This is a genomic window from Bacillus sp. HU-1818, assembly GCF_022695965.1.
Taxonomy (GTDB): Bacteria; Bacillota; Bacilli; order Bacillales; family Bacillaceae; genus Bacillus; species Bacillus atrophaeus.
In genome coordinates this window covers 21,115-45,302 of sequence record NZ_JAAPBE010000007.1, presented here as the reverse complement: position 1 = coordinate 45,302, position 24,188 = coordinate 21,115, and the positions used below count along the sequence as shown (strand labels likewise).

Annotated in this window: 28 protein-coding genes and 1 other annotated feature; all 28 genes read left to right on the top strand. The window is 42.4% G+C overall.

Annotated elements, in window-relative coordinates; all coding sequences use genetic code 11:
- The first annotated feature begins 3 nt into the window (after nucleotides 1-3).
- Nucleotides 4-516 (top strand): ribosome-dependent mRNA decay endonuclease Rae1/YacP, encoded by a 513-nt coding sequence (gene rae1, locus GXP75_RS20255; protein ID WP_003328305.1) that lies wholly within the window; start codon nucleotides 4-6, stop codon nucleotides 514-516.
- A gap of 62 nt (nucleotides 517-578) precedes the next feature.
- Nucleotides 579-1,235 carry an RNA polymerase sporulation sigma factor SigH gene (sigH, locus tag GXP75_RS20250; RefSeq protein ID WP_003328304.1) on the top strand — a complete coding sequence of 219 codons (657 nt, stop codon included), beginning with the start codon at nucleotides 579-581 and terminating at the stop codon, nucleotides 1,233-1,235.
- A 92-nt stretch (nucleotides 1,236-1,327) separates the two neighbouring features.
- Nucleotides 1,328-1,477 (top strand): 50S ribosomal protein L33, encoded by a 150-nt coding sequence (rpmG, locus tag GXP75_RS20245; protein WP_003328303.1) that lies wholly within the window; start codon nucleotides 1,328-1,330, stop codon nucleotides 1,475-1,477.
- 35 nt (nucleotides 1,478-1,512) lie between these two features.
- Complete coding sequence (gene secE, locus GXP75_RS20240; protein ID WP_003156422.1) at nucleotides 1,513-1,692, top strand: preprotein translocase subunit SecE; 180 nt, start codon at nucleotides 1,513-1,515, stop codon at nucleotides 1,690-1,692.
- A gap of 186 nt (nucleotides 1,693-1,878) precedes the next feature.
- Nucleotides 1,879-2,412: a transcription termination/antitermination protein NusG gene (nusG, locus tag GXP75_RS20235; protein WP_003328302.1), complete on the top strand. Its 534-nt coding sequence runs from the start codon at nucleotides 1,879-1,881 to the stop codon at nucleotides 2,410-2,412.
- Nucleotides 2,413-2,577: 165 nt separating this feature from the next.
- The gene (gene rplK / locus GXP75_RS20230) at nucleotides 2,578-3,003 is read left to right on the top strand and encodes a 50S ribosomal protein L11 (protein WP_003156430.1); all 426 of its coding nucleotides are present in this window, start codon (nucleotides 2,578-2,580) and stop codon (nucleotides 3,001-3,003) included.
- Nucleotides 3,004-3,097: 94 nt separating this feature from the next.
- A complete protein-coding gene (gene rplA / locus GXP75_RS20225) occupies nucleotides 3,098-3,796 on the top strand; it encodes a 50S ribosomal protein L1 (protein WP_003328300.1) in 699 nt (232 codons plus the stop codon).
- A 48-nt stretch (nucleotides 3,797-3,844) separates the two neighbouring features.
- Nucleotides 3,845-3,985, top strand: a sequence feature (ribosomal protein L10 leader region).
- 67 nt (nucleotides 3,986-4,052) lie between these two features.
- Nucleotides 4,053-4,553: a 50S ribosomal protein L10 gene (gene rplJ, locus GXP75_RS20220; RefSeq protein ID WP_003328299.1), complete on the top strand. Its 501-nt coding sequence runs from the start codon at nucleotides 4,053-4,055 to the stop codon at nucleotides 4,551-4,553.
- 40 nt (nucleotides 4,554-4,593) lie between these two features.
- Nucleotides 4,594-4,965: a 50S ribosomal protein L7/L12 gene (gene rplL, locus GXP75_RS20215; protein ID WP_003328298.1), complete on the top strand. Its 372-nt coding sequence runs from the start codon at nucleotides 4,594-4,596 to the stop codon at nucleotides 4,963-4,965.
- Nucleotides 4,966-5,055: 90 nt separating this feature from the next.
- Nucleotides 5,056-5,661, top strand: coding sequence for a class I SAM-dependent methyltransferase (locus GXP75_RS20210; RefSeq protein WP_003328297.1), 606 nt, complete (start codon nucleotides 5,056-5,058; stop codon nucleotides 5,659-5,661).
- Nucleotides 5,662-5,914: 253 nt separating this feature from the next.
- The gene (gene rpoB / locus GXP75_RS20205; protein WP_061570381.1) at nucleotides 5,915-9,499 is read left to right on the top strand and encodes a DNA-directed RNA polymerase subunit beta; all 3,585 of its coding nucleotides are present in this window, start codon (nucleotides 5,915-5,917) and stop codon (nucleotides 9,497-9,499) included.
- 62 nt (nucleotides 9,500-9,561) lie between these two features.
- On the top strand, nucleotides 9,562-13,161 hold the full coding sequence (gene rpoC / locus GXP75_RS20200) for a DNA-directed RNA polymerase subunit beta' (protein WP_003328295.1): 3,600 nt from the start codon (nucleotides 9,562-9,564) through the stop codon (nucleotides 13,159-13,161).
- 190 nt (nucleotides 13,162-13,351) lie between these two features.
- Nucleotides 13,352-13,600, top strand: coding sequence for a 50S ribosomal protein L7ae-like protein (locus GXP75_RS20195; protein WP_003328294.1), 249 nt, complete (start codon nucleotides 13,352-13,354; stop codon nucleotides 13,598-13,600).
- A gap of 115 nt (nucleotides 13,601-13,715) precedes the next feature.
- Nucleotides 13,716-14,132, top strand: coding sequence for a 30S ribosomal protein S12 (rpsL, locus tag GXP75_RS20190; protein WP_003156445.1), 417 nt, complete (start codon nucleotides 13,716-13,718; stop codon nucleotides 14,130-14,132).
- 41 nt (nucleotides 14,133-14,173) lie between these two features.
- Nucleotides 14,174-14,644 carry a 30S ribosomal protein S7 gene (gene rpsG, locus GXP75_RS20185; RefSeq protein ID WP_003328293.1) on the top strand — a complete coding sequence of 157 codons (471 nt, stop codon included), beginning with the start codon at nucleotides 14,174-14,176 and terminating at the stop codon, nucleotides 14,642-14,644.
- Between the two features lie 53 nt (nucleotides 14,645-14,697).
- A complete protein-coding gene (fusA, locus tag GXP75_RS20180) occupies nucleotides 14,698-16,776 on the top strand; it encodes an elongation factor G (protein ID WP_003328292.1) in 2,079 nt (692 codons plus the stop codon).
- 119 nt (nucleotides 16,777-16,895) lie between these two features.
- On the top strand, nucleotides 16,896-18,086 hold the full coding sequence (gene tuf / locus GXP75_RS20175; RefSeq protein WP_003328291.1) for an elongation factor Tu: 1,191 nt from the start codon (nucleotides 16,896-16,898) through the stop codon (nucleotides 18,084-18,086).
- A 94-nt stretch (nucleotides 18,087-18,180) separates the two neighbouring features.
- The gene (locus tag GXP75_RS20170; RefSeq protein WP_214919234.1) at nucleotides 18,181-19,146 is read left to right on the top strand and encodes an alpha/beta fold hydrolase; all 966 of its coding nucleotides are present in this window, start codon (nucleotides 18,181-18,183) and stop codon (nucleotides 19,144-19,146) included.
- Nucleotides 19,147-19,405: 259 nt separating this feature from the next.
- On the top strand, nucleotides 19,406-19,714 hold the full coding sequence (rpsJ, locus tag GXP75_RS20165; protein WP_003156464.1) for a 30S ribosomal protein S10: 309 nt from the start codon (nucleotides 19,406-19,408) through the stop codon (nucleotides 19,712-19,714).
- A 39-nt stretch (nucleotides 19,715-19,753) separates the two neighbouring features.
- Complete coding sequence (gene rplC, locus GXP75_RS20160) at nucleotides 19,754-20,383, top strand: 50S ribosomal protein L3 (protein ID WP_003328288.1); 630 nt, start codon at nucleotides 19,754-19,756, stop codon at nucleotides 20,381-20,383.
- 27 nt (nucleotides 20,384-20,410) lie between these two features.
- A complete protein-coding gene (gene rplD, locus GXP75_RS20155) occupies nucleotides 20,411-21,034 on the top strand; it encodes a 50S ribosomal protein L4 (protein ID WP_061570378.1) in 624 nt (207 codons plus the stop codon).
- The gene (gene rplW, locus GXP75_RS20150; RefSeq protein ID WP_003328286.1) at nucleotides 21,034-21,321 is read left to right on the top strand and encodes a 50S ribosomal protein L23; all 288 of its coding nucleotides are present in this window, start codon (nucleotides 21,034-21,036) and stop codon (nucleotides 21,319-21,321) included. The genes rplD and rplW overlap by 1 nt, the downstream gene beginning before the upstream one ends.
- A gap of 31 nt (nucleotides 21,322-21,352) precedes the next feature.
- Complete coding sequence (gene rplB / locus GXP75_RS20145) at nucleotides 21,353-22,186, top strand: 50S ribosomal protein L2 (RefSeq protein WP_003328285.1); 834 nt, start codon at nucleotides 21,353-21,355, stop codon at nucleotides 22,184-22,186.
- A 57-nt stretch (nucleotides 22,187-22,243) separates the two neighbouring features.
- Complete coding sequence (rpsS, locus tag GXP75_RS20140; protein ID WP_003328284.1) at nucleotides 22,244-22,522, top strand: 30S ribosomal protein S19; 279 nt, start codon at nucleotides 22,244-22,246, stop codon at nucleotides 22,520-22,522.
- 16 nt (nucleotides 22,523-22,538) lie between these two features.
- Nucleotides 22,539-22,880 (top strand): 50S ribosomal protein L22, encoded by a 342-nt coding sequence (gene rplV / locus GXP75_RS20135; protein WP_003328282.1) that lies wholly within the window; start codon nucleotides 22,539-22,541, stop codon nucleotides 22,878-22,880.
- A gap of 3 nt (nucleotides 22,881-22,883) precedes the next feature.
- Nucleotides 22,884-23,540, top strand: coding sequence for a 30S ribosomal protein S3 (gene rpsC / locus GXP75_RS20130; protein WP_003328281.1), 657 nt, complete (start codon nucleotides 22,884-22,886; stop codon nucleotides 23,538-23,540).
- A 1-nt stretch (nucleotide 23,541) separates the two neighbouring features.
- The gene (rplP, locus tag GXP75_RS20125) at nucleotides 23,542-23,976 is read left to right on the top strand and encodes a 50S ribosomal protein L16 (protein ID WP_003156478.1); all 435 of its coding nucleotides are present in this window, start codon (nucleotides 23,542-23,544) and stop codon (nucleotides 23,974-23,976) included.
- Complete coding sequence (gene rpmC / locus GXP75_RS20120) at nucleotides 23,966-24,166, top strand: 50S ribosomal protein L29 (RefSeq protein ID WP_003156482.1); 201 nt, start codon at nucleotides 23,966-23,968, stop codon at nucleotides 24,164-24,166. Before rplP ends, rpmC begins: the two co-directional genes overlap by 11 nt.
- Nucleotides 24,167-24,188: the final 22 nt, after the last annotated feature.

Here is a 24,188-nt window from a genome sequence, read left to right as displayed (position 1 = left end):
AAAATGGATATCCTGTTAGTAGACGGATACAACATGATTGGAGCTTGGCCGCAGCTAAAGGATTTAAAAGCGAACAGTTTTGAAGAAGCAAGGGACGTATTGATTCAAAAGATGGCGGAATACCAATCATATACTGGGAATAGGGTGATTGTTGTTTTTGATGCCCATCTCGTAAAAGGTATTGAGAAGAAACGGACCAACCACAGAGTTGAAGTCATTTTCACAAAAGAAAATGAGACAGCTGATGAGCGGATTGAGAAGCTTGCCCAAGCATTGAATAATATCGCGACTCAGATTCATGTTGCGACGTCTGATTACACCGAACAATGGGCGATTTTCGGACAAGGAGCGCTGCGAAAGTCCGCTCGGGAGCTGTTAAGAGAAGTCGAAACCATTGAAAGGCGAATTCAAAGGCGGGTCAGAAAGATTACTTCCGAAAAGCCGGCAGGTAAAATCGCCCTCTCAGAAGAAGTATTGAAAACGTTTGAAAAATGGCGGCGGGGCGACTTGGATTAGGTTGACGCTTTTTTGTCCAGTAATGTATAATATTTCTATCTACGTGCGCCGGGGGGATCGGAGTGAATCTACAGAACAACAAGGGGAAATTCAACAAAGAGCAGTTTTGCCAGTTGGAGGACGAGCAGGTCATTGAAAAGGTTCATGTTGGGGACAGTGATGCGTTAGATTACTTGATTACGAAATACCGTAATTTCGTTAGGGCAAAGGCCAGATCCTATTTTTTAATAGGCGCTGACAGAGAAGATATCGTGCAGGAAGGAATGATTGGCCTCTATAAGTCTATTCGTGACTTTAGAGAGGACAAGCTTACCTCTTTCAAAGCTTTTGCAGAATTATGTATTACCCGCCAAATTATTACCGCAATAAAGACAGCTACTCGCCAGAAACACATTCCTTTGAATTCCTATGTCTCTTTGGATAAACCGATTTTTGATGAAGAATCAGACCGGACACTGCTTGATGTGATTTCGGGAGCAAAAACACTGAACCCTGAGGAAATGATCATCAATCAAGAAGAATTTGATGATATTGAGATGAAAATGGGAGAATTGTTGAGTGATTTAGAGAGAAAAGTGCTTGTCCTTTATCTTGATGGAAGAAGTTACCAAGAGATCTCGGATGACTTAAACCGGCACGTAAAATCCATCGACAATGCTCTTCAGCGTGTGAAACGAAAGCTGGAGAAGTACTTGGAAATCCGTGAAATCAGTTTATGATAGGTATTTATGGTATATTGACAGTATTTTTCTGACTGTGATATGTTACTAAAATAAAGATCTAACGTCTATTTAGAAAAAGGTGTAATGACATGAGAAAAAAAATTACGTTGGCATGTAAGGCATGCGGAAACCGTAATTATACAACAATGAAAAGCTCTGCATCAGCAGCTGAGCGTTTAGAAGTTAAGAAATACTGCAGTTCTTGCAATTCACATACAGCTCATTTAGAAACAAAATAGTTTTTTTCGCTTTTTAAATTGTGGAGGTCTTTTACATGCGTATGATGAGTTTCTTTAAAGATGTAGGGAAAGAAATGAAAAAGGTAAGCTGGCCTAAAGGGAAAGAGTTAACGCGCTATACCATCACGGTTATATCAACAGTAATCTTTTTTGTTATCTTTTTTGCCCTCCTTGATACAGGAATTTCTCAATTAATTCGTTTAATAGTTGAATAATGGTCGGCAATACGTGCTATAATAGATCATAATATCACTTACCAAAAACCCGTTCAGCGGGTTTTTTCATTGTGTTGAAATTGAAAGTTGTCATAGGCTCGCAGCCTATTTTTTGCTTTAAGACGTTATGTTTTATATTAAATATTTTTTGCGGGGAGGGAAGGACTGCACAAGTCCTGAATGAGAATGGAAAAGAATTGGTATGTTGTTCACACGTACTCTGGTTATGAGAACAAAGTAAAAGCCAACTTGGAAAAACGTGTTGAATCAATGGGGATGCAGGATAAAATTTTCCGTGTAGTCGTGCCTGAAGAAGAAGAGACCGATATCAAAAACGGTAAGAAAAAAGTTGTGAAAAAGAAAGTGTTCCCTGGTTACGTGCTTGTTGAAATTGTCATGACAGATGATTCTTGGTATGTCGTCCGGAATACGCCGGGAGTTACCGGCTTTGTCGGATCAGCGGGTTCAGGTTCAAAACCGACTGCGCTTCTGCCGGGTGAAGCTGAAACCATTCTGAAGAGAATGGGAATGGACGAGCGTAAAACGGAAATTGATTTTGAATTAAAAGAGACAGTGAAAGTCATAGACGGACCATTTGCCAACTTTACAGGATCAATTGAAGAAATTGATTATGATAAAAGCAAGGTTAAGGTGTTCGTTAATATGTTCGGCCGTGAAACGCCGGTTGAGCTGGAATTTACCCAGATCGACAAATTGTAATGTGAAAAAACTTGAAATTGCTATATAGAAATGATAATATAGCAAAGGTACGTCTTGGGTTTCCAAGGCAGCTAGCTTGATATTTCGTCATTCATATAAAGAATGAAACCTTGAGTGGGAGGGTTTACCCTATTACCACATCACGGACTTAAGGAGGTGTGTCTCGTGGCTAAAAAAGTAGTAAAAGTTGTAAAATTGCAAATTCCTGCTGGAAAAGCTAACCCAGCTCCGCCAGTTGGACCTGCACTAGGTCAAGCCGGTGTAAACATCATGGGATTCTGTAAGGAGTTTAACGCTCGTACAGCTGACCAAGCTGGTCTAATCATTCCTGTTGAAATTTCGGTTTACGAAGACCGTTCATTTACATTTATTACAAAAACTCCACCTGCTGCAGTATTGCTTAAAAAAGCGGCTGGAATTGAGTCTGGTTCTGGTGAACCAAACCGTAATAAAGTTGCAACCGTTAAGCGCGATAAAGTACGCGAAATCGCTGAAACGAAAATGCCTGACTTAAACGCAGCAGACGTTGAAGCGGCAATGCGCATGGTTGAAGGTACTGCCCGCAGTATGGGTATTGTAATCGAGGATTAATTTGTTTCTTGTTGGGTTGCGAGTTTTAACAAGTTCGCAACCCTTATTCGTGGGAGGTCATTCCGCTATAACCACATAAGGAGGAAATTTTAAAATGGCTAAAAAAGGTAAAAAGTACGTTGAAGCTGCTAAGCTTGTAGACCGTGCGAAAGCATACGGTGTAGCTGAAGCGGTGGAACTTACAAAAAAAACGAACACAGCTAAGTTTGACGCTACAGTTGAAGTAGCATTCCGTTTAGGGGTTGACCCTCGTAAAAACGACCAGCAAATCCGCGGTGCAGTAGTACTTCCAAATGGTACTGGTAAAACTCAACGCGTTCTTGTTTTCGCAAAAGGCGAAAAAGCAAAAGAAGCTGAAGCTGCTGGTGCAGATTACGTTGGCGATTCAGATTATATCACTAAAATTCAGCAAGGCTGGTTTGATTTTGATGTAATCGTGGCAACTCCTGATATGATGGGTGAAGTCGGTAAAATCGGACGTGTGCTTGGACCAAAAGGTCTTATGCCAAACCCTAAAACTGGAACTGTTACATTCGAAGTTGAAAAAGCGATCAATGAAATCAAAGCTGGTAAAGTTGAATACCGCGTTGATAAAGCTGGTAACATCCACGTTCCAATCGGTAAAGTTTCTTTTGAGGATGAAAAACTTGTTGAGAACTTCACAACAATGTATGACACTATCCTAAAAGCAAAACCTGCTGCGGCTAAAGGTGTTTACGTGAAAAACGTTGCTGTAACATCTACTATGGGCCCTGGAATCAAAGTGGACGCTTCTACTTTCAGCGTAAAATAAGTATTGACTTTAAAACAGCATTCTGATATTATTCAAAATGTTGTAAAATAAAATATGTCATTTATACCGCAGACAGTAGGGGCTTTACGGCTTAATATCCTACCGAGGTGTATATATATCACAGCTATTACGTTACGTACGCTTGTATATACAGCCTCCATGTCGAATGGAGGCTTTTTATATGTCATTCGTCGTTCAGAGTCGTGATCACCTAACGGTATAAGTGTTACACAACGAATCTACAGGAGGTGTAACCATGAGCAGCGCAATTGAAACAAAAAAAGTTGTTGTTGAAGAGATTGCTTCTAAACTTAAAGAAAGCAAATCAACGATCATCGTTGATTACCGCGGACTTAGCGTGGCTGAAGTAACTGAACTTCGTAAACAACTTCGTGAAGCTAACGTTGAGTTCAAAGTTTACAAAAACTCTATGACTCGCCGTGCGGTTGAACAAGTTGAACTTACTGGTTTGAATGATGTCTTAACTGGACCCAACGCTATTGCATTCAGTACAGAAGATGTTATCGCTCCGGCAAAAGTTATTAACGAATTTGCTAAAACCCACGAAGCTTTAGAAATCAAAGCTGGCGTAATCGAAGGAAACGTCTCTACGGTTGAAGAAGTGAAAGCTCTTGCTGAACTTCCATCACGCGACGGATTACTTTCTATGTTGCTTAGCGTTCTTCAAGCTCCAGTTCGTAACCTTGCACTTGCTACTAAAGCAGTGGCAGAACAAAAGGAAGAACAAGGCGCTTAATTTTATCTGTATCTAAATAAAACAAATGGAGGAATTACAAATGGCTTTAAATATCGAAGAAATCATTGCTTCCGTTAAAGAAGCAACTGTACTTGAATTGAACGACCTAGTAAAAGCAATCGAAGAAGAATTTGGCGTAACTGCTGCTGCTCCTGTAGCTGTAGCTGGCGGAGCTGCTGCTGGCGGAGCTGCTGAAGAGCAAAGCGAATTCGACCTTATCCTTTCTGGTGCAGGCGGACAAAAAATCAAAGTTATCAAAGTTGTACGTGAAATCACTGGTCTTGGCTTGAAAGAAGCTAAAGAACTTGTTGACAACACTCCAAAACCACTTAAAGAAGGTATTGCTAAAGAAGAAGCTGAAGAGCTTAAAGCTAAACTTGAAGAAGTTGGCGCTTCTGTAGAAGTTAAGTAATCTTCACTTGCCTGAAGGGGAAGCTCGCTTTTATAAGGCGGGCTTTTTCTTTGCTTTTCTTTAAGCAATTAAAATGAGGAGGTTCTAATGATGAGTGAACACTATTATTCAGAAAAACCTTCAGTTAAAAGCAACAAACAATCATGGTCTTTTAATTTACGCAATAAAGACTTTACATTTACAAGCGACAGCGGAGTCTTTTCAAAAAAGGAAGTTGATTTTGGATCTCGTCTGCTGATTGAGTCCTTTGAAGAACCGGAAGCCGAAGGTGATTTTTTAGATGTAGGCTGCGGTTATGGTCCAATCGGGCTTTCGCTTGCAAGTGATTTTAAAGACCGGACCATCCACATGATCGACGTTAACGAAAGAGCCGTAGAGCTATCAAATGAAAATGCAGAACACAACGGAATTGAGAATGTCCGTATTTATCAGAGTGATTTATTTTCAAATGTTGATTCTGCTCAGACATTTGCCTCTATTATAACTAATCCCCCAATCCGCGCCGGAAAAAAAGTTGTCCATGCCATCTTTGAAAAAAGCGCTGAACACCTAAGGCCTTCAGGTGATTTGTGGATCGTCATACAGAAAAAACAAGGCGGGCCTTCTGCCATTGATAAACTTAAGGAGCTTTTTGATGAAGTTTCCGTTGTTCAAAAAAAGAAAGGCTATTATATCATAAAAGCAAAAAAAGTTTGACTCGGTATTTTAGCTATGTTAATATTATAAAATGCCAATGTATATATTTTACTTGATATGATAAAATGTCATTCACTATGTATAATTTATACAAGTATGGAAATGCTAATAAAATCGGTATTTGTTTTTGGATGTGGTTTTCTTAATTAGAAACCCTTTTTTCTTTTGTCTTGTAAAAGTATTCTCTTTTACTTGTATTTAAAAAGAAATACTTATTACACATATAATACGCATGATTTGAGGGGTGAATCAGTTGACAGGTCAACTAGTTCAGTATGGACGACACCGCCAGCGCAGAAGCTATGCTCGCATTAGCGAAGTGTTAGAATTACCAAATCTCATTGAAATTCAAACCTCTTCTTATCAGTGGTTTCTTGATGAGGGTCTTAGAGAGATGTTTCAAGACATATCGCCAATTGAGGATTTCACTGGTAACCTCTCTCTTGAGTTCATTGACTACAGTTTAGGAGATCCTAAGTATCCTGTAGAAGAATCAAAAGAACGTGATGTGACTTATTCAGCTCCGCTAAGAGTGAAGGTTCGTTTAATTAACAAAGAAACTGGAGAGGTAAAAGACCAAGATGTCTTCATGGGAGATTTCCCTATTATGACAGATACAGGTACTTTTATCATCAATGGTGCGGAACGTGTTATCGTATCTCAGCTTGTTCGGTCTCCAAGTGTATATTTCAGTGGTAAAGTAGACAAAAACGGTAAAAAAGGTTTTACCGCGACTGTCATTCCAAACCGTGGCGCATGGTTAGAATACGAAACTGATGCGAAAGATGTTGTTTATGTCCGCATTGATCGCACACGTAAGTTGCCGGTTACGGTTCTTTTGCGTGCTCTCGGCTTCGGCTCCGATCAAGAGATTACTGATCTTATTGGAGAAAATGAGTATTTGCGCAATACGCTTGATAAAGATAACACTGAAAACAGTGATAAAGCGCTTCTTGAAATCTACGAGCGCCTCCGTCCTGGAGAACCGCCTACAGTAGAAAACGCAAAAAGCTTGCTTGATTCCCGTTTCTTCGATCCGAAACGGTACGATCTTGCCAATGTAGGACGCTATAAAATTAATAAAAAACTTCATATCAAGAATCGCCTGTTTAACCAAAGACTTGCAGAAACACTTGTTGATCCTGAAACTGGTGAAATTCTTGCAGAAAAAGGACAGATTCTTGACAGAAGAACACTTGATAAAGTGCTGCCATACTTAGAAAACGGAATCGGTTTTAGAAAACTGTATCCTAATGGCGGCGTTGTCGAAGATGAAGTGACGCTTCAATCCATTAAAATCTTTGCTCCTACGGATGCCGAAGGAGAACAGACGATTAATGTGATCGGCAATGCGTACATTGAAGAGGCGATTAAAAACATTACGCCTGCTGATATTATTTCTTCTATCAGCTACTTCTTCAACTTGCTTCACGGAGTAGGCGACACAGATGATATCGATCATCTTGGGAACCGCCGTTTACGTTCTGTCGGTGAGCTTTTGCAAAACCAATTCCGTATCGGTCTAAGCAGAATGGAACGTGTCGTTCGTGAAAGAATGTCAATCCAGGATACGAATACTATCACTCCGCAGCAGCTTATCAATATTCGCCCTGTTATCGCGTCTATTAAAGAGTTCTTTGGAAGCTCTCAGCTTTCTCAGTTCATGGATCAGACGAACCCGCTTGCTGAATTAACGCACAAGCGCCGTCTGTCAGCTCTTGGACCAGGCGGATTGACACGTGAGCGTGCCGGAATGGAAGTACGTGACGTTCACTACTCCCACTATGGCCGTATGTGTCCGATTGAAACGCCTGAGGGCCCGAACATCGGTTTGATCAACTCATTATCATCATATGCGAAAGTGAATCGCTTTGGTTTTATTGAAACACCATACCGACGTGTTGACCCTGAAACAGGAAAAGTAACACCTAGAATCGACTACTTAACTGCTGATGAAGAAGATAACTATGTTGTCGCTCAAGCAAACGCGCGACTTGATGACGAGGGTTCTTTCATAGATGACAGCATTGTAGCCCGTTTCAGAGGGGAGAACACCGTTGTTCCTAGAAACCGTGTGGATTACATGGATGTATCGCCTAAGCAGGTTGTATCTGCTGCGACTGCGTGTATCCCGTTCTTGGAAAACGATGACTCTAACCGTGCATTAATGGGAGCGAACATGCAACGTCAGGCTGTGCCTCTTATGCAGCCGGAAGCGCCATTCGTCGGTACAGGTATGGAATATGTATCCGGGAAAGACTCCGGTGCTGCCGTCATCTGTAAACACCCTGGAATCGTTGAGCGTGTTGAAGCGAAAAACGTTTGGGTGCGCCGTTATGAAGATGTAGACGGTCAAAAAGTAAAAGGAAACCTGGATAAATACAGCTTGCTGAAATTTGTCCGCTCTAACCAAGGTACTTGCTATAACCAGCGTCCGATCGTAAGTGTCGGCGATGAAGTAGTAAAAGGAGAAATCCTTGCTGACGGTCCTTCTATGGAGTTAGGTGAACTTGCACTTGGCCGCAACGTCATGGTCGGCTTCATGACATGGGATGGCTATAACTATGAGGATGCCATCATCATGAGCGAACGTCTTGTGAAGGACGATGTTTATACATCTATTCACATTGAAGAATATGAATCAGAAGCACGTGATACTAAACTTGGACCGGAAGAAATCACTCGTGATATTCCGAACGTCGGGGAAGACGCGCTCCGCAATCTTGACGAACGCGGAATCATCCGTATCGGTGCTGAAGTGAATGACGGAGATCTTCTCGTAGGTAAAGTAACGCCAAAAGGTGTGACTGAACTTACAGCTGAAGAACGCCTGCTTCATGCCATCTTTGGTGAAAAAGCACGCGAGGTCCGTGACACATCTCTTCGTGTGCCTCACGGCGGCGGCGGGATCATCCACGATGTGAAGGTCTTTAACCGTGAAGACGGTGACGAACTTCCTCCGGGTGTAAATCAGCTGGTACGTGTATATATCGTTCAGAAACGTAAAATTTCTGAAGGAGATAAAATGGCCGGTCGTCACGGTAACAAAGGTGTTATCTCTAAGATTCTTCCAGAAGAAGATATGCCTTACCTTCCTGACGGCACACCGATTGATATCATGCTTAACCCGCTTGGCGTACCATCACGTATGAACATCGGGCAAGTATTGGAGCTTCATATGGGAATGGCAGCTCGTTACCTAGGCATTCACATTGCTTCGCCGGTATTTGACGGAGCACGTGAAGAAGACGTGTGGGAAACACTTGAAGAAGCCGGAATGTCCAGAGACGCGAAGACCGTTCTTTACGACGGACGTACTGGAGAGCCGTTTGACAACCGTGTATCTGTCGGTATCATGTACATGATTAAACTGGCTCACATGGTTGACGATAAACTTCATGCACGCTCTACAGGTCCTTACTCACTTGTTACGCAACAGCCTCTTGGCGGTAAAGCTCAATTTGGCGGACAGCGTTTTGGTGAGATGGAGGTTTGGGCACTTGAAGCTTACGGTGCTGCTTACACTCTTCAAGAAATTCTTACTGTTAAGTCCGATGACGTGGTTGGCCGTGTGAAAACATACGAAGCCATCGTGAAAGGCGATAATGTTCCAGAACCAGGTGTTCCGGAGTCATTCAAAGTATTAATTAAAGAACTTCAAAGCTTGGGTATGGATGTTAAAATCCTTTCCGGTGATGAAGAAGAGATAGAAATGAGAGATTTAGAAGACGACGAGGATGGCAAGCAAGCTGACGGTCTGGCTTTATCAAATGATGAAGAGCCGGAAGAAGCTGCTGCACCTGCAGACGTTGAACGTGATGTAGTAACGAAAGAATAGTCTCTAAGTTATAAAGGCAAGTGACATCGGTTAATCCGAAGATAAAAAGGGAGGTAAGCCCCTTGCTAGATGTGAACAATTTTGAGTATATGAACATCGGTCTTGCTTCACCGGATAAAATCCGTTCATGGTCTTTTGGTGAAGTGAAAAAGCCTGAAACGATAAACTATCGTACGTTAAAACCTGAAAAGGACGGCCTGTTTTGCGAACGCATTTTCGGACCGACTAAGGACTGGGAATGTCATTGCGGGAAGTACAAGCGAGTTCGTTATAAAGGCGTTGTTTGTGACCGTTGCGGAGTTGAAGTAACGAGGGCTAAAGTCCGTCGTGAGAGAATGGGGCATATTGAACTTGCTGCCCCTGTTTCTCACATTTGGTATTTCAAAGGAATCCCAAGCCGGATGGGACTTGTACTGGATATGTCACCGCGTGCATTGGAAGAAGTGATTTACTTTGCTTCTTACGTTGTTACAGACCCGGCAAACACACCGCTTGAAAAGAAACAGCTTTTATCTGAAAAGGAATACCGTGCGTATCTTGATAAATACGGCAGCAAATTCCAAGCGTCAATGGGTGCGGAAGCTATCAATAAGCTTCTTCAAGACATTGATCTGGTAAAAGAAGTGGACACGTTAAAAGAAGAGCTGAAAACATCTCAAGGACAGCGCCGTACGCGTGCGATCAAACGCCTTGAAGTATTGGAAGCCTTCCGTAACTCAGGAAACAAGCCTTCATGGATGATCCTTGACGTGCTTCCTGTTATCCCGCCTGAGCTTAGACCGATGGTTCAGCTTGATGGCGGACGTTTTGCGACGTCTGACTTGAACGACCTTTACCGTCGTGTTATCAACCGTAACAACCGTTTAAAACGTCTTTTGGATCTTGGTGCGCCAAGCATCATCGTTCAAAACGAAAAACGTATGCTGCAAGAAGCTGTTGATGCTTTAATTGATAACGGACGCCGCGGACGCCCTGTTACAGGTCCTGGTAACAGACCGTTGAAATCTTTATCACATATGCTGAAAGGGAAACAAGGACGTTTCCGTCAAAACCTTCTTGGTAAACGTGTCGATTACTCCGGACGTTCTGTAATCGTCGTAGGTCCTCATTTGAAAATGTATCAATGCGGTCTGCCGAAGGAAATGGCGCTTGAACTCTTCAAACCTTTCGTAATGAAAGAGCTTGTTGAAAAAGGCCTTGCACATAATATTAAAAGCGCAAAACGCAAAATTGAGCGAGTACAGCCTGAAGTATGGGATGTATTAGAATCAGTCATTAAGGAGCATCCGGTTCTTTTAAACCGTGCACCTACGCTTCACAGACTCGGAATTCAGGCGTTCGAACCAACACTTGTTGAGGGTCGCGCAATCCGTCTTCATCCGCTCGTATGTACAGCTTATAACGCTGACTTTGACGGAGACCAAATGGCGGTTCACGTTCCGTTATCTGCAGAAGCACAAGCTGAGGCTCGTATTCTTATGCTTGCTGCTCAAAACATCTTGAACCCTAAAGATGGTAAACCGGTTGTTACACCATCTCAGGATATGGTATTAGGAAACTACTACTTAACTCTTGAGCGTGCCGGAGCTGTCGGTGAGGGTATGGTCTTTAAAAATACAGATGAGGCGCTTCTTGCTTATCAAAATGGATATGTTCATCTTCATACGAGAGTAGCTGTTGCAGCTAACTCACTTAAGAACGTGACATTTACCGATGAGCAGCGTTCAAAACTGTTAATTACAACTGTAGGAAAACTTATTTTCAATGAAATTCTTCCTGAATCATTCCCTTATATGAATGAACCTACGAAGAGCAATATTGAAGAAAAGACACCTGAGCGCTTCTTCTTAGAAAAAGGTGCCGATGTAAAAGCTGTTATCGAACAACAGCCTGTCAACGCGCCGTTTAAGAAAGGCATTTTAGGTAAAATCATTGCGGAGATCTTTAAAAGATTCCACATTACCGAAACATCTAAAATGCTTGACCGTATGAAAAACCTTGGCTTCAGATATTCAACAAAAGCCGGTATTACAGTAGGGGTTTCCGATATCGTCGTTCTTGATGATAAACAAGAAATCCTTGAAGAAGCACAGGGCAAAGTTGACAATGTGTTGAAGCAGTTCAGACGTGGTCTGATTACGGAAGAAGAACGTTATGAACGAGTGATTTCAATTTGGAGTTCGGCTAAAGATGTAATCCAAGGTAAACTGATGCAATCATTAGATGAAGTCAACCCGATTTACATGATGAGTGACTCAGGTGCCCGTGGTAACGCATCTAACTTTACGCAGCTTGCGGGTATGCGTGGTCTGATGGCCAACCCGGCTGGACGAATCATTGAATTACCGATCAAATCAAGTTTCCGTGAGGGTCTTACTGTTTTGGAATACTTTATCTCTACTCACGGTGCGCGTAAAGGTCTTGCTGATACAGCCTTGAAAACGGCTGACTCAGGTTACCTTACTCGTCGTCTTGTTGATGTTGCGCAGGACGTTATCATCCGTGAAACAGATTGCGGAACTGACCGAGGTATTTTGGCTAAACCGCTTAGAGAAGGCACTGAAATTATCGAGCGCTTAGAAGAACGTCTTATCGGCCGTTTCTCAAGAAAACAAGTAAGACATCCTGAAACAGATGAAGTGCTTGTGAACGAAAACGAACTGATTGATGAAGATAAAGCTCTCGAAATTGTTGAATCTGGTATTGAAGAAGTTTGGATCCGTTCCGCGTTTACATGTAACACGCCTCATGGTGTGTGTAAACGATGCTACGGCCGAAATCTTGCTACAGGTACTGATGTTGAAGTTGGGGAAGCAGTCGGAATCATCGCTGCCCAATCTATCGGAGAGCCTGGTACACAGTTAACAATGCGTACCTTCCATACAGGCGGGGTTGCAGGAGACGATATTACACAAGGTCTTCCGCGTATCCAAGAGCTTTTCGAAGCGCGTCATCCTAAAGGTCAAGCGACAATTTCTGAAATTGACGGTAAAGTTGCCGAAATTAATGAAGTCCGTGATAAGCAGCAGGAAGTTGTGATTCAAGGCGCGGTTGAAACACGTTCGTATACGGCTCCTTATAATTCTCGCCTTAAAGTTACGGTTGGAGATGAAATTACTCGAGGCCAAGTTCTGACAGAAGGATCAATTGATCCGAAAGAACTTCTCAAAGTAACTGATATTACATCAGTTCAAGAGTATCTTCTTCATGAGGTTCAAAAGGTTTACCGTATGCAGGGTGTGGAAATCGGTGATAAACACGTAGAAGTAATGGTTCGCCAAATGCTTCGCAAAGTCCGTGTAATTGATGCTGGAGATACTGATGTACTTCCTGGCTCATTGCTTGATATTCACCAATTTACTGAAGCGAACAAAAAAGTATTGCTTAAAGGCGATCGTCCAGCTACTGGCCGTCCTGTCTTACTCGGTATTACAAAAGCTTCGCTTGAAACTGACTCATTCTTATCAGCTGCTTCCTTCCAGGAAACAACACGTGTCCTTACAGATGCAGCAATTAAAGGTAAGCGTGATGAACTTCTCGGCCTGAAAGAAAATGTTATCATCGGTAAACTTGTTCCGGCTGGTACAGGTATGATGAAATACCGAAAAGTACAGCCGATTTCAAAGGTACAGCCGACTGATGATATGGTGCCGGTTGAATAGAGTAGAAAAAACTGATGCTTGCTGTTTGAAGGGCTGTTTCGACAGCCTTTCAGCAGTATCATTAGTGAAATATGTCATTCTTTGAGAACATTGACACTAAAAATTGTCATGCGATGTTGACATCCTTCTCCCAGAGTGATAATATAACCAAGGTGCTCGAATTAAACCTGTTACTTTGGAGGATATGTTTATGTCTTATGATAAAGTATCGCAGGCCAAATCAATTATTATTGGTACGAAGCAAACAGTGAAAGCTCTAAAACGAGGTTCAGTAAAGGAAGTCGTCGTTGCAAAGGACGCTGATCCCATTCTTACGTCAAGCGTTATAAAGCTTGCGAAAGATCAAGGTATCGCAGTCTCTGTGGTTGAATCCATGAAAAAGCTCGGCAAAGCCTGCGGAATTGAGGTAGGAGCAGCAGCTGTTGCCATTATGTTATAACGTACTTGTTGTTTTTGCGTAAGATTTTTTCTTGTGTAAAGACATTGTTTTTTGCCTATTGATGAACCACCTGGGTATGTGGGTTATAAAACATAATGAAGGGAGGAATTACAAAATGCCTACAATTAATCAGCTAATACGTAAAGGACGCGTGAGTAAAGTTGAAAACTCAAAGTCTCCTGCACTTAATAAAGGATACAACAGCTTTAAAAAAGAGCACACTAACGTATCTTCTCCACAAAAACGCGGGGTTTGTACTCGTGTCGGTACAATGACACCGAAAAAACCGAACTCAGCACTTCGTAAATATGCTCGTGTACGTCTAACTAACGGAATTGAGGTTACTGCTTACATTCCAGGTATCGGACACAACTTGCAAGAGCACAGTGTTGTACTTATCCGCGGCGGACGTGTAAAAGACTTACCAGGGGTACGTTACCACATCGTTCGTGGTGCGCTTGACACTGCTGGAGTTGAAAACCGTGCGCAAGGCCGTTCTAAGTACGGAACTAAGCGTCCTAAAGCAAAATAATAAACGTTAAGAATTATAATAGATGAAGGGAGGATATTCAGATGCCACGTAAAGGTCCTGTAGCAAAAAGAGATGTTTTACCTGATCCGATTTACAACTCTAAGCTTGTATCTCGTCTTATCAATAAAATGATGATCGACGGTAAAAGAGGTAAATCTCAAACAATCCTATACAAGTCATTCGATATCATTAAAGAACGTACTGGCAATGATGCAATGGAGGTTTTCGAACAAGCATTGAAAAACATCATGCCTGTACTTGAAGTAAAAGCACGCCGTGTAGGTGGTGCGAACTACCAAGTGCCTGTAGAGGTTCGTCCAGAACGCCGTACAACTCTTGGGCTTCGCTGGTTAGTAAACTACGCTCGTCTTCGCGGAGAAAAAACGATGGAAGAGCGCTTAGCTAACGAAATCCTTGACGCAGCTAACAATACTGGTGCTGCTGTTAAGAAACGCGAAGATACTCATAAGATGGCTGAAGCAAACAAAGCGTTCGCTCACTATCGCTGGTAGAATATATAGTTTTAAAAATCATAATTTCCTAATAAGGAAGGAGAAATTACCCAATGGCAAGAGAGTTCTCCTTAGAAAAAACTCGTAATATCGGGATCATGGCTCACATCGATGCCGGTAAAACGACAACAACTGAACGTATCTTGTTCTATACAGGCCGTATCCATAAAATTGGTGAAACTCATGAAGGAGCTTCACAAATGGACTGGATGGAGCAGGAACAAGAACGTGGTATCACAATCACATCTGCTGCAACAACTGCACAGTGGAAAGGTTACCGCGTAAACATCATTGATACACCTGGACACGTAGACTTCACAGTTGAAGTTGAACGTTCACTTCGTGTACTTGATGGTGCAGTTGCTGTACTTGATGCACAATCCGGTGTTGAGCCGCAAACAGAAACTGTTTGGCGTCAAGCAACTACTTACGGAGTACCGCGTGTCGTATTTGTTAACAAAATGGACAAAATCGGTGCTGATTTCCTTTACTCCGTAGGAACTTTGAGAGACCGTCTTCAAGCAAACGCTCATGCAATTCAATTGCCGATCGGTGCTGAAGATAACTTTGAAGGTATCATCGACCTTGTAGAAAACGTTGCGTATTTCTATGAAGATGATCTTGGAACTCGTTCTGATGCGAAAGAAATCCCTGAAGAGTACAAAGAACAAGCAGAAGAGCTTCGCAGCAGCCTGATTGAAGCTGTCGCTGAGCTTGATGAAGAGCTTATGGAAAAGTACCTTGAAGGTGAAGAAATCACAATCGACGAGCTGAAAGCTGCTATCCGTAAAGGTACATTGAATGTTGAATTCTATCCTGTACTTGTCGGTTCTGCTTTCAAAAACAAAGGTGTTCAGCTAGTGCTTGACGCAGTTCTTGATTACCTTCCTGCACCGACTGATGTTGAGGCAATTAAAGGTATTCTTCCTGATTCAAATGAAGAAGTGGTTCGTGAATCTTCTGATGACGCGCCATTCTCAGCACTTGCATTTAAAGTTATGACTGACCCTTACGTTGGTAAGCTGACGTTCTTCCGTGTGTACTCTGGAACACTTGATTCCGGTTCATATGTAAGAAACTCATCTAAAGGCAAACGTGAGCGTGTCGGGCGTATTCTTCAAATGCACGCCAACAGCCGTGAAGAAATCTCTACTGTATACGCAGGAGATATCGCAGCTGCTGTAGGTCTAAAAGATACTTCTACTGGAGATACTCTATGTGACGAGAAAGACCATGTTATCTTGGAATCAATGGAATTCCCAGAACCGGTTATCGACGTTGCGATCGAGCCTAAGTCAAAAGCTGACCAAGACAAGATGGGTATCGCTCTAGCTAAGCTTGCTGAAGAAGATCCGACTTTCCGTACACAAACAAACCAAGAAACTGGTCAAACAATCATCTCTGGTATGGGTGAACTTCACCTTGATATCATTGTTGATCGTATGAAGCGTGAATTTAAGGTTGAAGCTAACGTTGGTGCACCTCAGGTTGCATACCGTGAAACTTTCCGTTCCGCTGCAAAAGTTGAAGGTAAGTTCGTACGTCAGTCTGGTGGACGCGGTCAGTTCGGACACGTTTGGATCGAATTCGAACCAAACGAAGAAGGCGCTGGCTTTGAATTCGAAAATGCGATTGTCGGCGGTGTGGTTCCTCGTGAATACATTCCTGCTGTACAAGCTGGTCTTGAAGATGCACTTGATAATGGTGTAATCGCTGGATTCCCGCTAATCGACATTAAAGCAAAACTTTTTGATGGTTCTTACCATGACGTTGACTCAAACGAAATGGCGTTTAAAATCGCTGCTTCTATGGCATTGAAAAATGCGGTCAGCAAATGTAACCCTGTTCTTTTGGAACCGATTATGAAAGTTGAAGTCGTTATTCCTGAAGAATACATGGGAGACATCATGGGCGACATTACTTCTCGTCGTGGCCGTGTAGAAGGTATGGAAGCTCGCGGTAACGCTCAAGTTGTTCGCGCTATGGTTCCTCTTTCTGAAATGTTCGGGTACGCTACTGCACTTCGTTCTAATACGCAAGGCCGCGGTACGTTCACAATGCACATGGATCATTACGAAGAAGTGCCGAAGAGCATCTCTGAAGAAATTATCAAAAAAAATAAAGGCGAATAATTGATTTTGCCACTTAACTCAAGTATAACTACTATTGTAAGATGAGAAAGTGAAAGCCTGCTTTCACTTTCTATCACTCTATACATTACTAATTTAAAGCTCTTAAGGAGGATTTTAGAATGGCTAAAGAAAAATTCGACCGTTCCAAATCACATGCCAATATTGGTACAATTGGACACGTTGACCATGGTAAAACAACATTAACTGCTGCTATCTCAACAGTACTTCATAAGAAATCTGGTAAAGGTACAGCTATGGCGTACGATCAAATTGATGGTGCTCCAGAAGAACGCGAGCGCGGTATCACTATCTCTACTGCACACGTTGAGTACGAAACTGACACACGTCACTATGCACACGTTGACTGCCCAGGACACGCTGACTATGTTAAAAACATGATCACTGGTGCTGCGCAAATGGACGGAGCTATCCTTGTAGTATCTGCTGCTGATGGCCCAATGCCACAAACTCGTGAGCACATCCTTCTTTCTAAAAACGTTGGTGTACCTTACATCGTTGTATTCTTAAACAAATGCGACATGGTAGACGACGAAGAGCTTCTTGAACTAGTTGAAATGGAAGTTCGCGATCTTCTTAGCGAATACGATTTCCCTGGCGATGATGTTCCTGTTGTTAAAGGTTCTGCTCTTAAAGCTCTTGAAGGAGACGCTGAGTACGAAGAAAAAATTCTTGAGCTTATGGCTGCGGTTGATGAGTACATCCCAACTCCAGAACGCGACACTGAAAAACCATTCATGATGCCTGTTGAGGACGTTTTCTCAATCACAGGTCGTGGAACAGTTGCTACTGGACGTGTAGAACGCGGACAAGTTAAAGTCGGTGACGAAGTTGAAATCATCGGTCTTCAAGAAGAAAACAGCAAAACAACTGTTACTGGTGTTGAAATGTTCCGTAAGCTTCTTGATTACGCTGAAGCTGGAGACAACATTGGAGCACTTCTTCGCGGTGTAGCTCGTGAAGATATCCAACGTGGTCAAGTACTTGCTAAACCAGGTACAATCACTCCACACAGCAAATTCAAAGCTGAAGTTTATGTTCTTTCAAAAGAAGAGGGTGGACGTCATACTCCATTCTTCTCTAACTACCGTCCTCAGTTCTACTTCCGTACAACTGACGTAACTGGTATCATCCAACTTCCAGAAGGCGTAGAAATGGTTATGCCTGGAGACAACACTGAAATGATCGTTGAGCTTATCTCAACTATCGCTATCGAAGAAGGAACTCGTTTCTCTATTCGTGAAGGCGGACGTACTGTTGGCTCTGGTGTTGTTTCTACAATCACTGAGTAATCGTATAAATAAAACGAGGCCCTTTGGGCCTCGTTTTTTCTTTGTGTCTGATAAAGTGTATAATAAAGCTTATCTAAATGTAGGAGCTAAGGGCATGTGTGAAAACAATCATAAGAACCTTCATATTTCTATACTAAAAAAATATCAGATAGGAAACACAGAACAGGTTCTGATGATCAATGGAGCCAATAGATCCAATCCTTTACTGCTGTTCTTGCATGGCGGCCCGGGAACTGCACAAATTGGCTATGCGAGACATTTTCAAAAGGAATTGGAACAGCACTTCACTGTAGTGAATTGGGATCAACGAGGCGCTGGGCTATCCTATTCAAAACATGTCCTAAAGAGATCAATGACAATCAGACAGTTTACTGAGGATGCTATTGAGATTGCAGAGATGCTTGTCAATTCTTTTAAGGTGCAAAAAATCTATTTAGCCGGCTATTCATGGGGAGCCTTATTAGCTCTAACTGTACTGCAGGCAAGACCGGATTTATTTTATGCTTATTACGGTATCAGCCAAGTTGTTAACGTGCGAGAAGAAGAACAGGCAGCATACCGGTGTCTTGAGGAAATGAATCATGAAAACAAAAAATCCGTACCTGCTATTTTGCTGCGGTTAATCGGACCTCCTCCATGGAATAATCAGATCCGGCATGAGATATTTCGATTGTGTATCGAGCTGAGAAGGGGAGGCTTTACTCATAAGCGGCAGCAAGCTATTAAGATATTCAGCCAAATGTTGTTTGGAAAAGAATATGGAGTAAAAGGCTGTTTGCAATATATACGAGGACAAAGCTTCAGCTCTAGAACTTTAATGGATGAACTATATCACTTTGATGCTTTTAAATCAGTTCCTTCTATTAAAGTACCATGTTGTTTTATTTCCGGCAGGCATGACTTGATTATCCCTGGTACGATACCGGAATCTTACTGCCAAAGATTATCCGCTCCCAATAAAAGCTGGCATTGGTTTGAAAATTCAGCTCACTCACCTCATTTAGAAGAGCCTAAATTGTTTGCGGACATACTCAGCACCCATGGAAGATACCATTTATGATAGAGATATTGCTGCAGTGTGCACTCAACCTTGATTAATTCAAAGATCACCTGTATAATAAAAAAAGTGTGCAAAACACGTATTATTTAATTAGGTCTTGCAACATGCGTCTATTTTTTGTATAATAGTGCATGTTGGTCTTTGACTGCGATGAAGTGAGAGGTTGCTGACACACCCGGCCGCTTTGCCATGGCAAGGTGATCAGGTTTTTCTCACGGAGAACTGTCTAACGTGAAGTAGGCGAAAAGGAGGGAAAATAATGGCAAAACAAAAAATTCGTATTCGTTTAAAAGCATATGATCATAGAATCCTTGATCAATCTGCAGAGAAGATTGTTGAAACGGCAAAACGTTCTGGTGCTAGTGTATCTGGTCCGATTCCGTTGCCAACTGAAAAATCAGTTTACACGATTCTTCGTGCGGTGCATAAATACAAAGATTCTCGTGAGCAATTTGAAATGCGTACACATAAACGTTTAATCGACATTGTGAACCCAACACCACAAACTGTTGATGCTCTAATGCGATTAGATTTACCATCTGGTGTTGATATCGAAATCAAACTTTAATTCTAAAATATAGAATGATCATAATAGGAGGTGTGACGAATGACCAAAGGAATCTTAGGAAGAAAAATTGGTATGACGCAAGTATTCGCAGAAAACGGTGATCTTATCCCGGTAACTGTTATTGAAGCAGCTGCTAACGTTGTTCTTCAGAAGAAAACTGCTGAAAATGACGGCTACGAAGCTATCCAGCTTGGTTTTGACGACAAGCGTGAAAAGCTTTCAAACAAACCGGAAAAAGGACACGTTGCAAAAGCGGAAACTGCTCCTAAGCGCTTCGTTAAAGAATTACGCGGAGTGGAAATGGATGCGTATGAAGTTGGTCAGGAAGTCAAGGTTGAAATTTTCTCTGCTGGAGAAATCGTAGATGTAACAGGAGTATCTAAAGGTAAAGGTTTCCAAGGTGCGATCAAGCGCCACGGACAATCTCGCGGACCTATGTCTCACGGTTCACGTTACCACAGACGTCCTGGTTCAATGGGACCTGTAGACCCTAACCGTGTATTCAAAGGCAAATTATTGCCTGGACGTATGGGCGGAGAGCAAATCACTGTTCAAAACCTTGAAATCGTAAAAGTTGATGCAGAACGCAATCTTCTTTTGATCAAAGGTAACGTACCTGGTGCGAGAAAATCTTTAATCACTGTTAAAAGTGCGGTTAAATCTAAATAAGTCTCTTAGGAAAGGAGGAAATTGATCATGCCAAAAGTAGCATTATACAACCAAAACGGTTCTACTGCTGGTGATATCGAATTAAACGCTTCTGTATTTGGAATTGAGCCAAATGAAAGTGTTGTATTCGACGCTATTCTTATGCAAAGAGCTTCCTTACGTCAAGGATCTCATAAAGTGAAAAATCGTTCTGAAGTTCGTGGCGGAGGTCGTAAACCATGGCGCCAAAAAGGTACTGGACGTGCCCGTCAAGGTTCTATCCGTTCACCACAATGGCGCGGAGGCGGTGTCGTATTCGGCCCAACACCACGCAGCTATTCTTACAAATTACCTAAAAAAGTTCGCCGCTTGGCAATCAAATCAGCATTGTCTTCTAAAGTGGTAGACAACAGTATCGTTGTTCTTGAAGATCTTACTCTAGATGCGGTTAAAACTAAAGAAATGGCAGCTATCCTTAAAGGGTTATCTGTTGAGAAAAAAGCTTTAATCGTAACTGCAGATGTAAACGAAACGGTTTCCTTATCGGCTCGTAACATCCCTGGAGTTACAGTTGTTCAAGCTGACGGAATCAACGTATTAGACGTTGTCAACCATGAGAAGCTTCTGATTACGAAAGCTGCGGTTGAAAAAGTAGAGGAGGTGCTTGCATAATGAAAGATCCTCGTGATGTTCTTAAGCGCCCCGTCATTACTGAACGTTCTGCTGATTTAATGACTGATAAAAAATATACTTTTGAAGTTGATGTAAGAGCTAATAAAACAGAAGTGAAAGATGCAGTAGAAAGTATCTTTGGAGTGAAAGTTGACAAAGTCAACATCATGAACTACAAAGGGAAATCTAAACGTGTCGGCCGCTACTCTGGTATGACTAGCCGTCGCAGAAAAGCGATCGTGAAACTTACTGCAGACAGCAAAGAAATCGAAATTTTTGAAGCGTAATTATCTGTAAAAAGAAGGAGGGAAATTCAAAATGGCGATTAAAAAGTATAAACCGACCTCTAATGGACGTCGTGGAATGACAACTTCAGATTTTGCTGAAATCACGACTGACAAGCCGGAAAAATCCTTGCTTGCTCCCCTTCACAAAAAAGGCGGACGTAACAACCAAGGTAAATTGACTGTACGTCACCAAGGTGGCGGACATAAACGCCAATACCGTGTTATCGACTTCAAACGCGATAAAGATGGTATACCTGGACGCGTTGCTACAGTTGAATACGATCCAAACCGTTCAGCTAACATCGCACTAATCAACTATGCAGACGGAGAAAAACGTTACATTCTTGCTCCTAAAGGAATTCAAGTGGGTACTGAAATCATGTCAGGTCCAGAAGCTGACATCAAACCAGGTAATGCACTTCCACTTATCAACATCCCTGTTGGTACAGTTGTGCATAACATTGAATTAAAACCTGGTAAAGGCGGACAGCTAGTACGTTCTGCCGGTACTTCTGCTCAGGTTCTTGGTAAAGAAGGTAAATACGTTCTTGTACGTCTTAATTCTGGTGAAGTTCGCATGATCCTTTCTGCTTGCCGCGCTTCTATCGGTCAAGTAGGTAACGAGCAGCACGAACTTATCAACATTGGTAAAGCAGGACGCTCACGCTGGAAAGGTGTTCGCCCGACAGTCCGCGGTTCTGTAATGAACCCTAACGATCACCCACACGGTGGTGGTGAAGGACGTGCGCCAATCGGACGTAAATCACCAATGTCTCCATGGGGCAAACCAACTCTTGGATTCAAGACACGTAAGAAAACGAACAAATCTGATAAATTTATCGTACGTCGTCGTAAAAATAAATAACGGGGTTGTCTACGGTTCATATCGGACCGTAGTGCAATCACGAAGGGAGGTTCCAAAATGGCTCGCAGCTTAAAAAAAGGACCATTTGTCGATGGACACTTGATGACAAAAATCGAGAAATTAAATGAAACGGACAAGAAGCAAGTTGTAAAAACTTGGTCTCGCCGTTCTACTATTTTCCCACAGTTTATCGGTCACACAATCGCAGTCTATGACGGACGCAAACACGTGCCTGTTTTCGTATCTGAGGATATGGTAGGTCACAAGTTGGGTGAATTCGCACCAACTCGTACGTACAAAGGCCATGCTAGTGATGACAAAAAAACAAGACGCTAAGAGAGGAGGCTTTTAAATGCAAGCAAAAGCTGTCGCAAGAACAGTCCGTATTGCTCCTCGTAAAGCACGTCTAGTAATGGACCTGATTCGAGGCAAGCAAGTAGGTGAAGCAGTATCTATCTTGAACCTAACACCGAGAGCTGCTTCTCCAATTATTGAAAAAGTTTTAAAATCTGCAATCGCAAACGCTGAGCATAACTATGAATTGGACGCTAACAGTCTGGTTATTACTCAAGCTTTCGTTGACGAAGGCCCTACGTTAAAAAGATTCCGCCCACGTGCTATGGGACGTGCGAGCCAAATCAACAAACGTACTAGCCACATTACAATCGTTGTATCAGAAAAGAAGGAGGGATAAGTCGTGGGTCAAAAGGTAAATCCAGTCGGTCTTCGTATCGGAGTCATTCGTGATTGGGAATCTAAGTGGTACGCTGGTAAAGATTACGCTGACTTCCTACACGAAGATTTAAAAATTCGTGAATACATTAGCAAACGCCTTTCTGACGCTTCAGTTTCTAAAGTTGAAATCGAGCGTGCAGCAAACCGCGTTAACATTACGATCCACACTGCTAAGCCTGGTATGGTAATCGGTAAAGGCGGATCAGAAGTCGAAGCACTTCGTAAAGCCCTTAACAGCCTTACTGGCAAGCGTGTACACATCAACATTCTTGAAATCAAAAGAGCAGATCTTGACGCTCAGCTAGTTGCTGACAACATCGCTCGTCAATTAGAAAACCGTATTTCTTTCCGCCGTGCGCAGAAGCAACAAATCCAACGCACAATGCGTGCTGGAGCACAAGGTGTGAAAACAATGGTTTCTGGTCGTCTTGGCGGTGCGGATATCGCTCGTTCTGAATACTACAGTGAAGGAACTGTTCCATTGCACACATTGCGTGCTGATATTGACTATGCAACATCTGAAGCTGACACAACTTACGGTAAGCTTGGTGTGAAAGTCTGGATCTATCGTGGAGAGGTTCTTCCTACTAAGAAGAAAACTGAGGAAGGAGGAAAATAATATGTTATTACCTAAACGCGTTAAATATCGCAGAGAGCATCGCGGAAAAATGCGCGGTCGCGCTAAAGGCGGTACTGAAGTACATTTCGGTGAGTACGGTATCCAAGCTCTTGAAGCTTCATGGATCACGAACCGCCAAATCGAAGCTGCCCGTATTGCGATGACTCGTTACATGAAACGTGGCGGTAAAGTTTGGATCAAAATTTTCCCTTCTAAACCTTACACTGCTAAACCACTTGAGGTACGTATGGGATCCGGTAAAGGAGCTCCTGAAGGTTGGGTAGCTGTTGTAAAACCGGGCAAAGTTTTATTTGAAATTTCTGGTGTGTCTGAAGAGGTTGCTCGTGAAGCGCTTCGTCTTGCATCTCACAAATTGCCAATTAAAACGAAGTTCGTAAAACGTGAAGAAATTGGTGGTGAATCAAATGAAAGCTAATGAAATTCGTGACCTTACCACTGCTGAAATTGAACAAAAAGTAAAGTCTCTTAAAGAAGAACTTTTCAATCTTCGCTTTCAATTAGCGACAGGACAACTTGAAAATACTGCTCGCATTCGTGAAGTGCGCAAAGCTATCGCGCGCATGAAAACTGTGATTCGTGAAAGAGAAATTGCTGCTAATAAATAATCACTGAGGGGAGGTCGTGAGC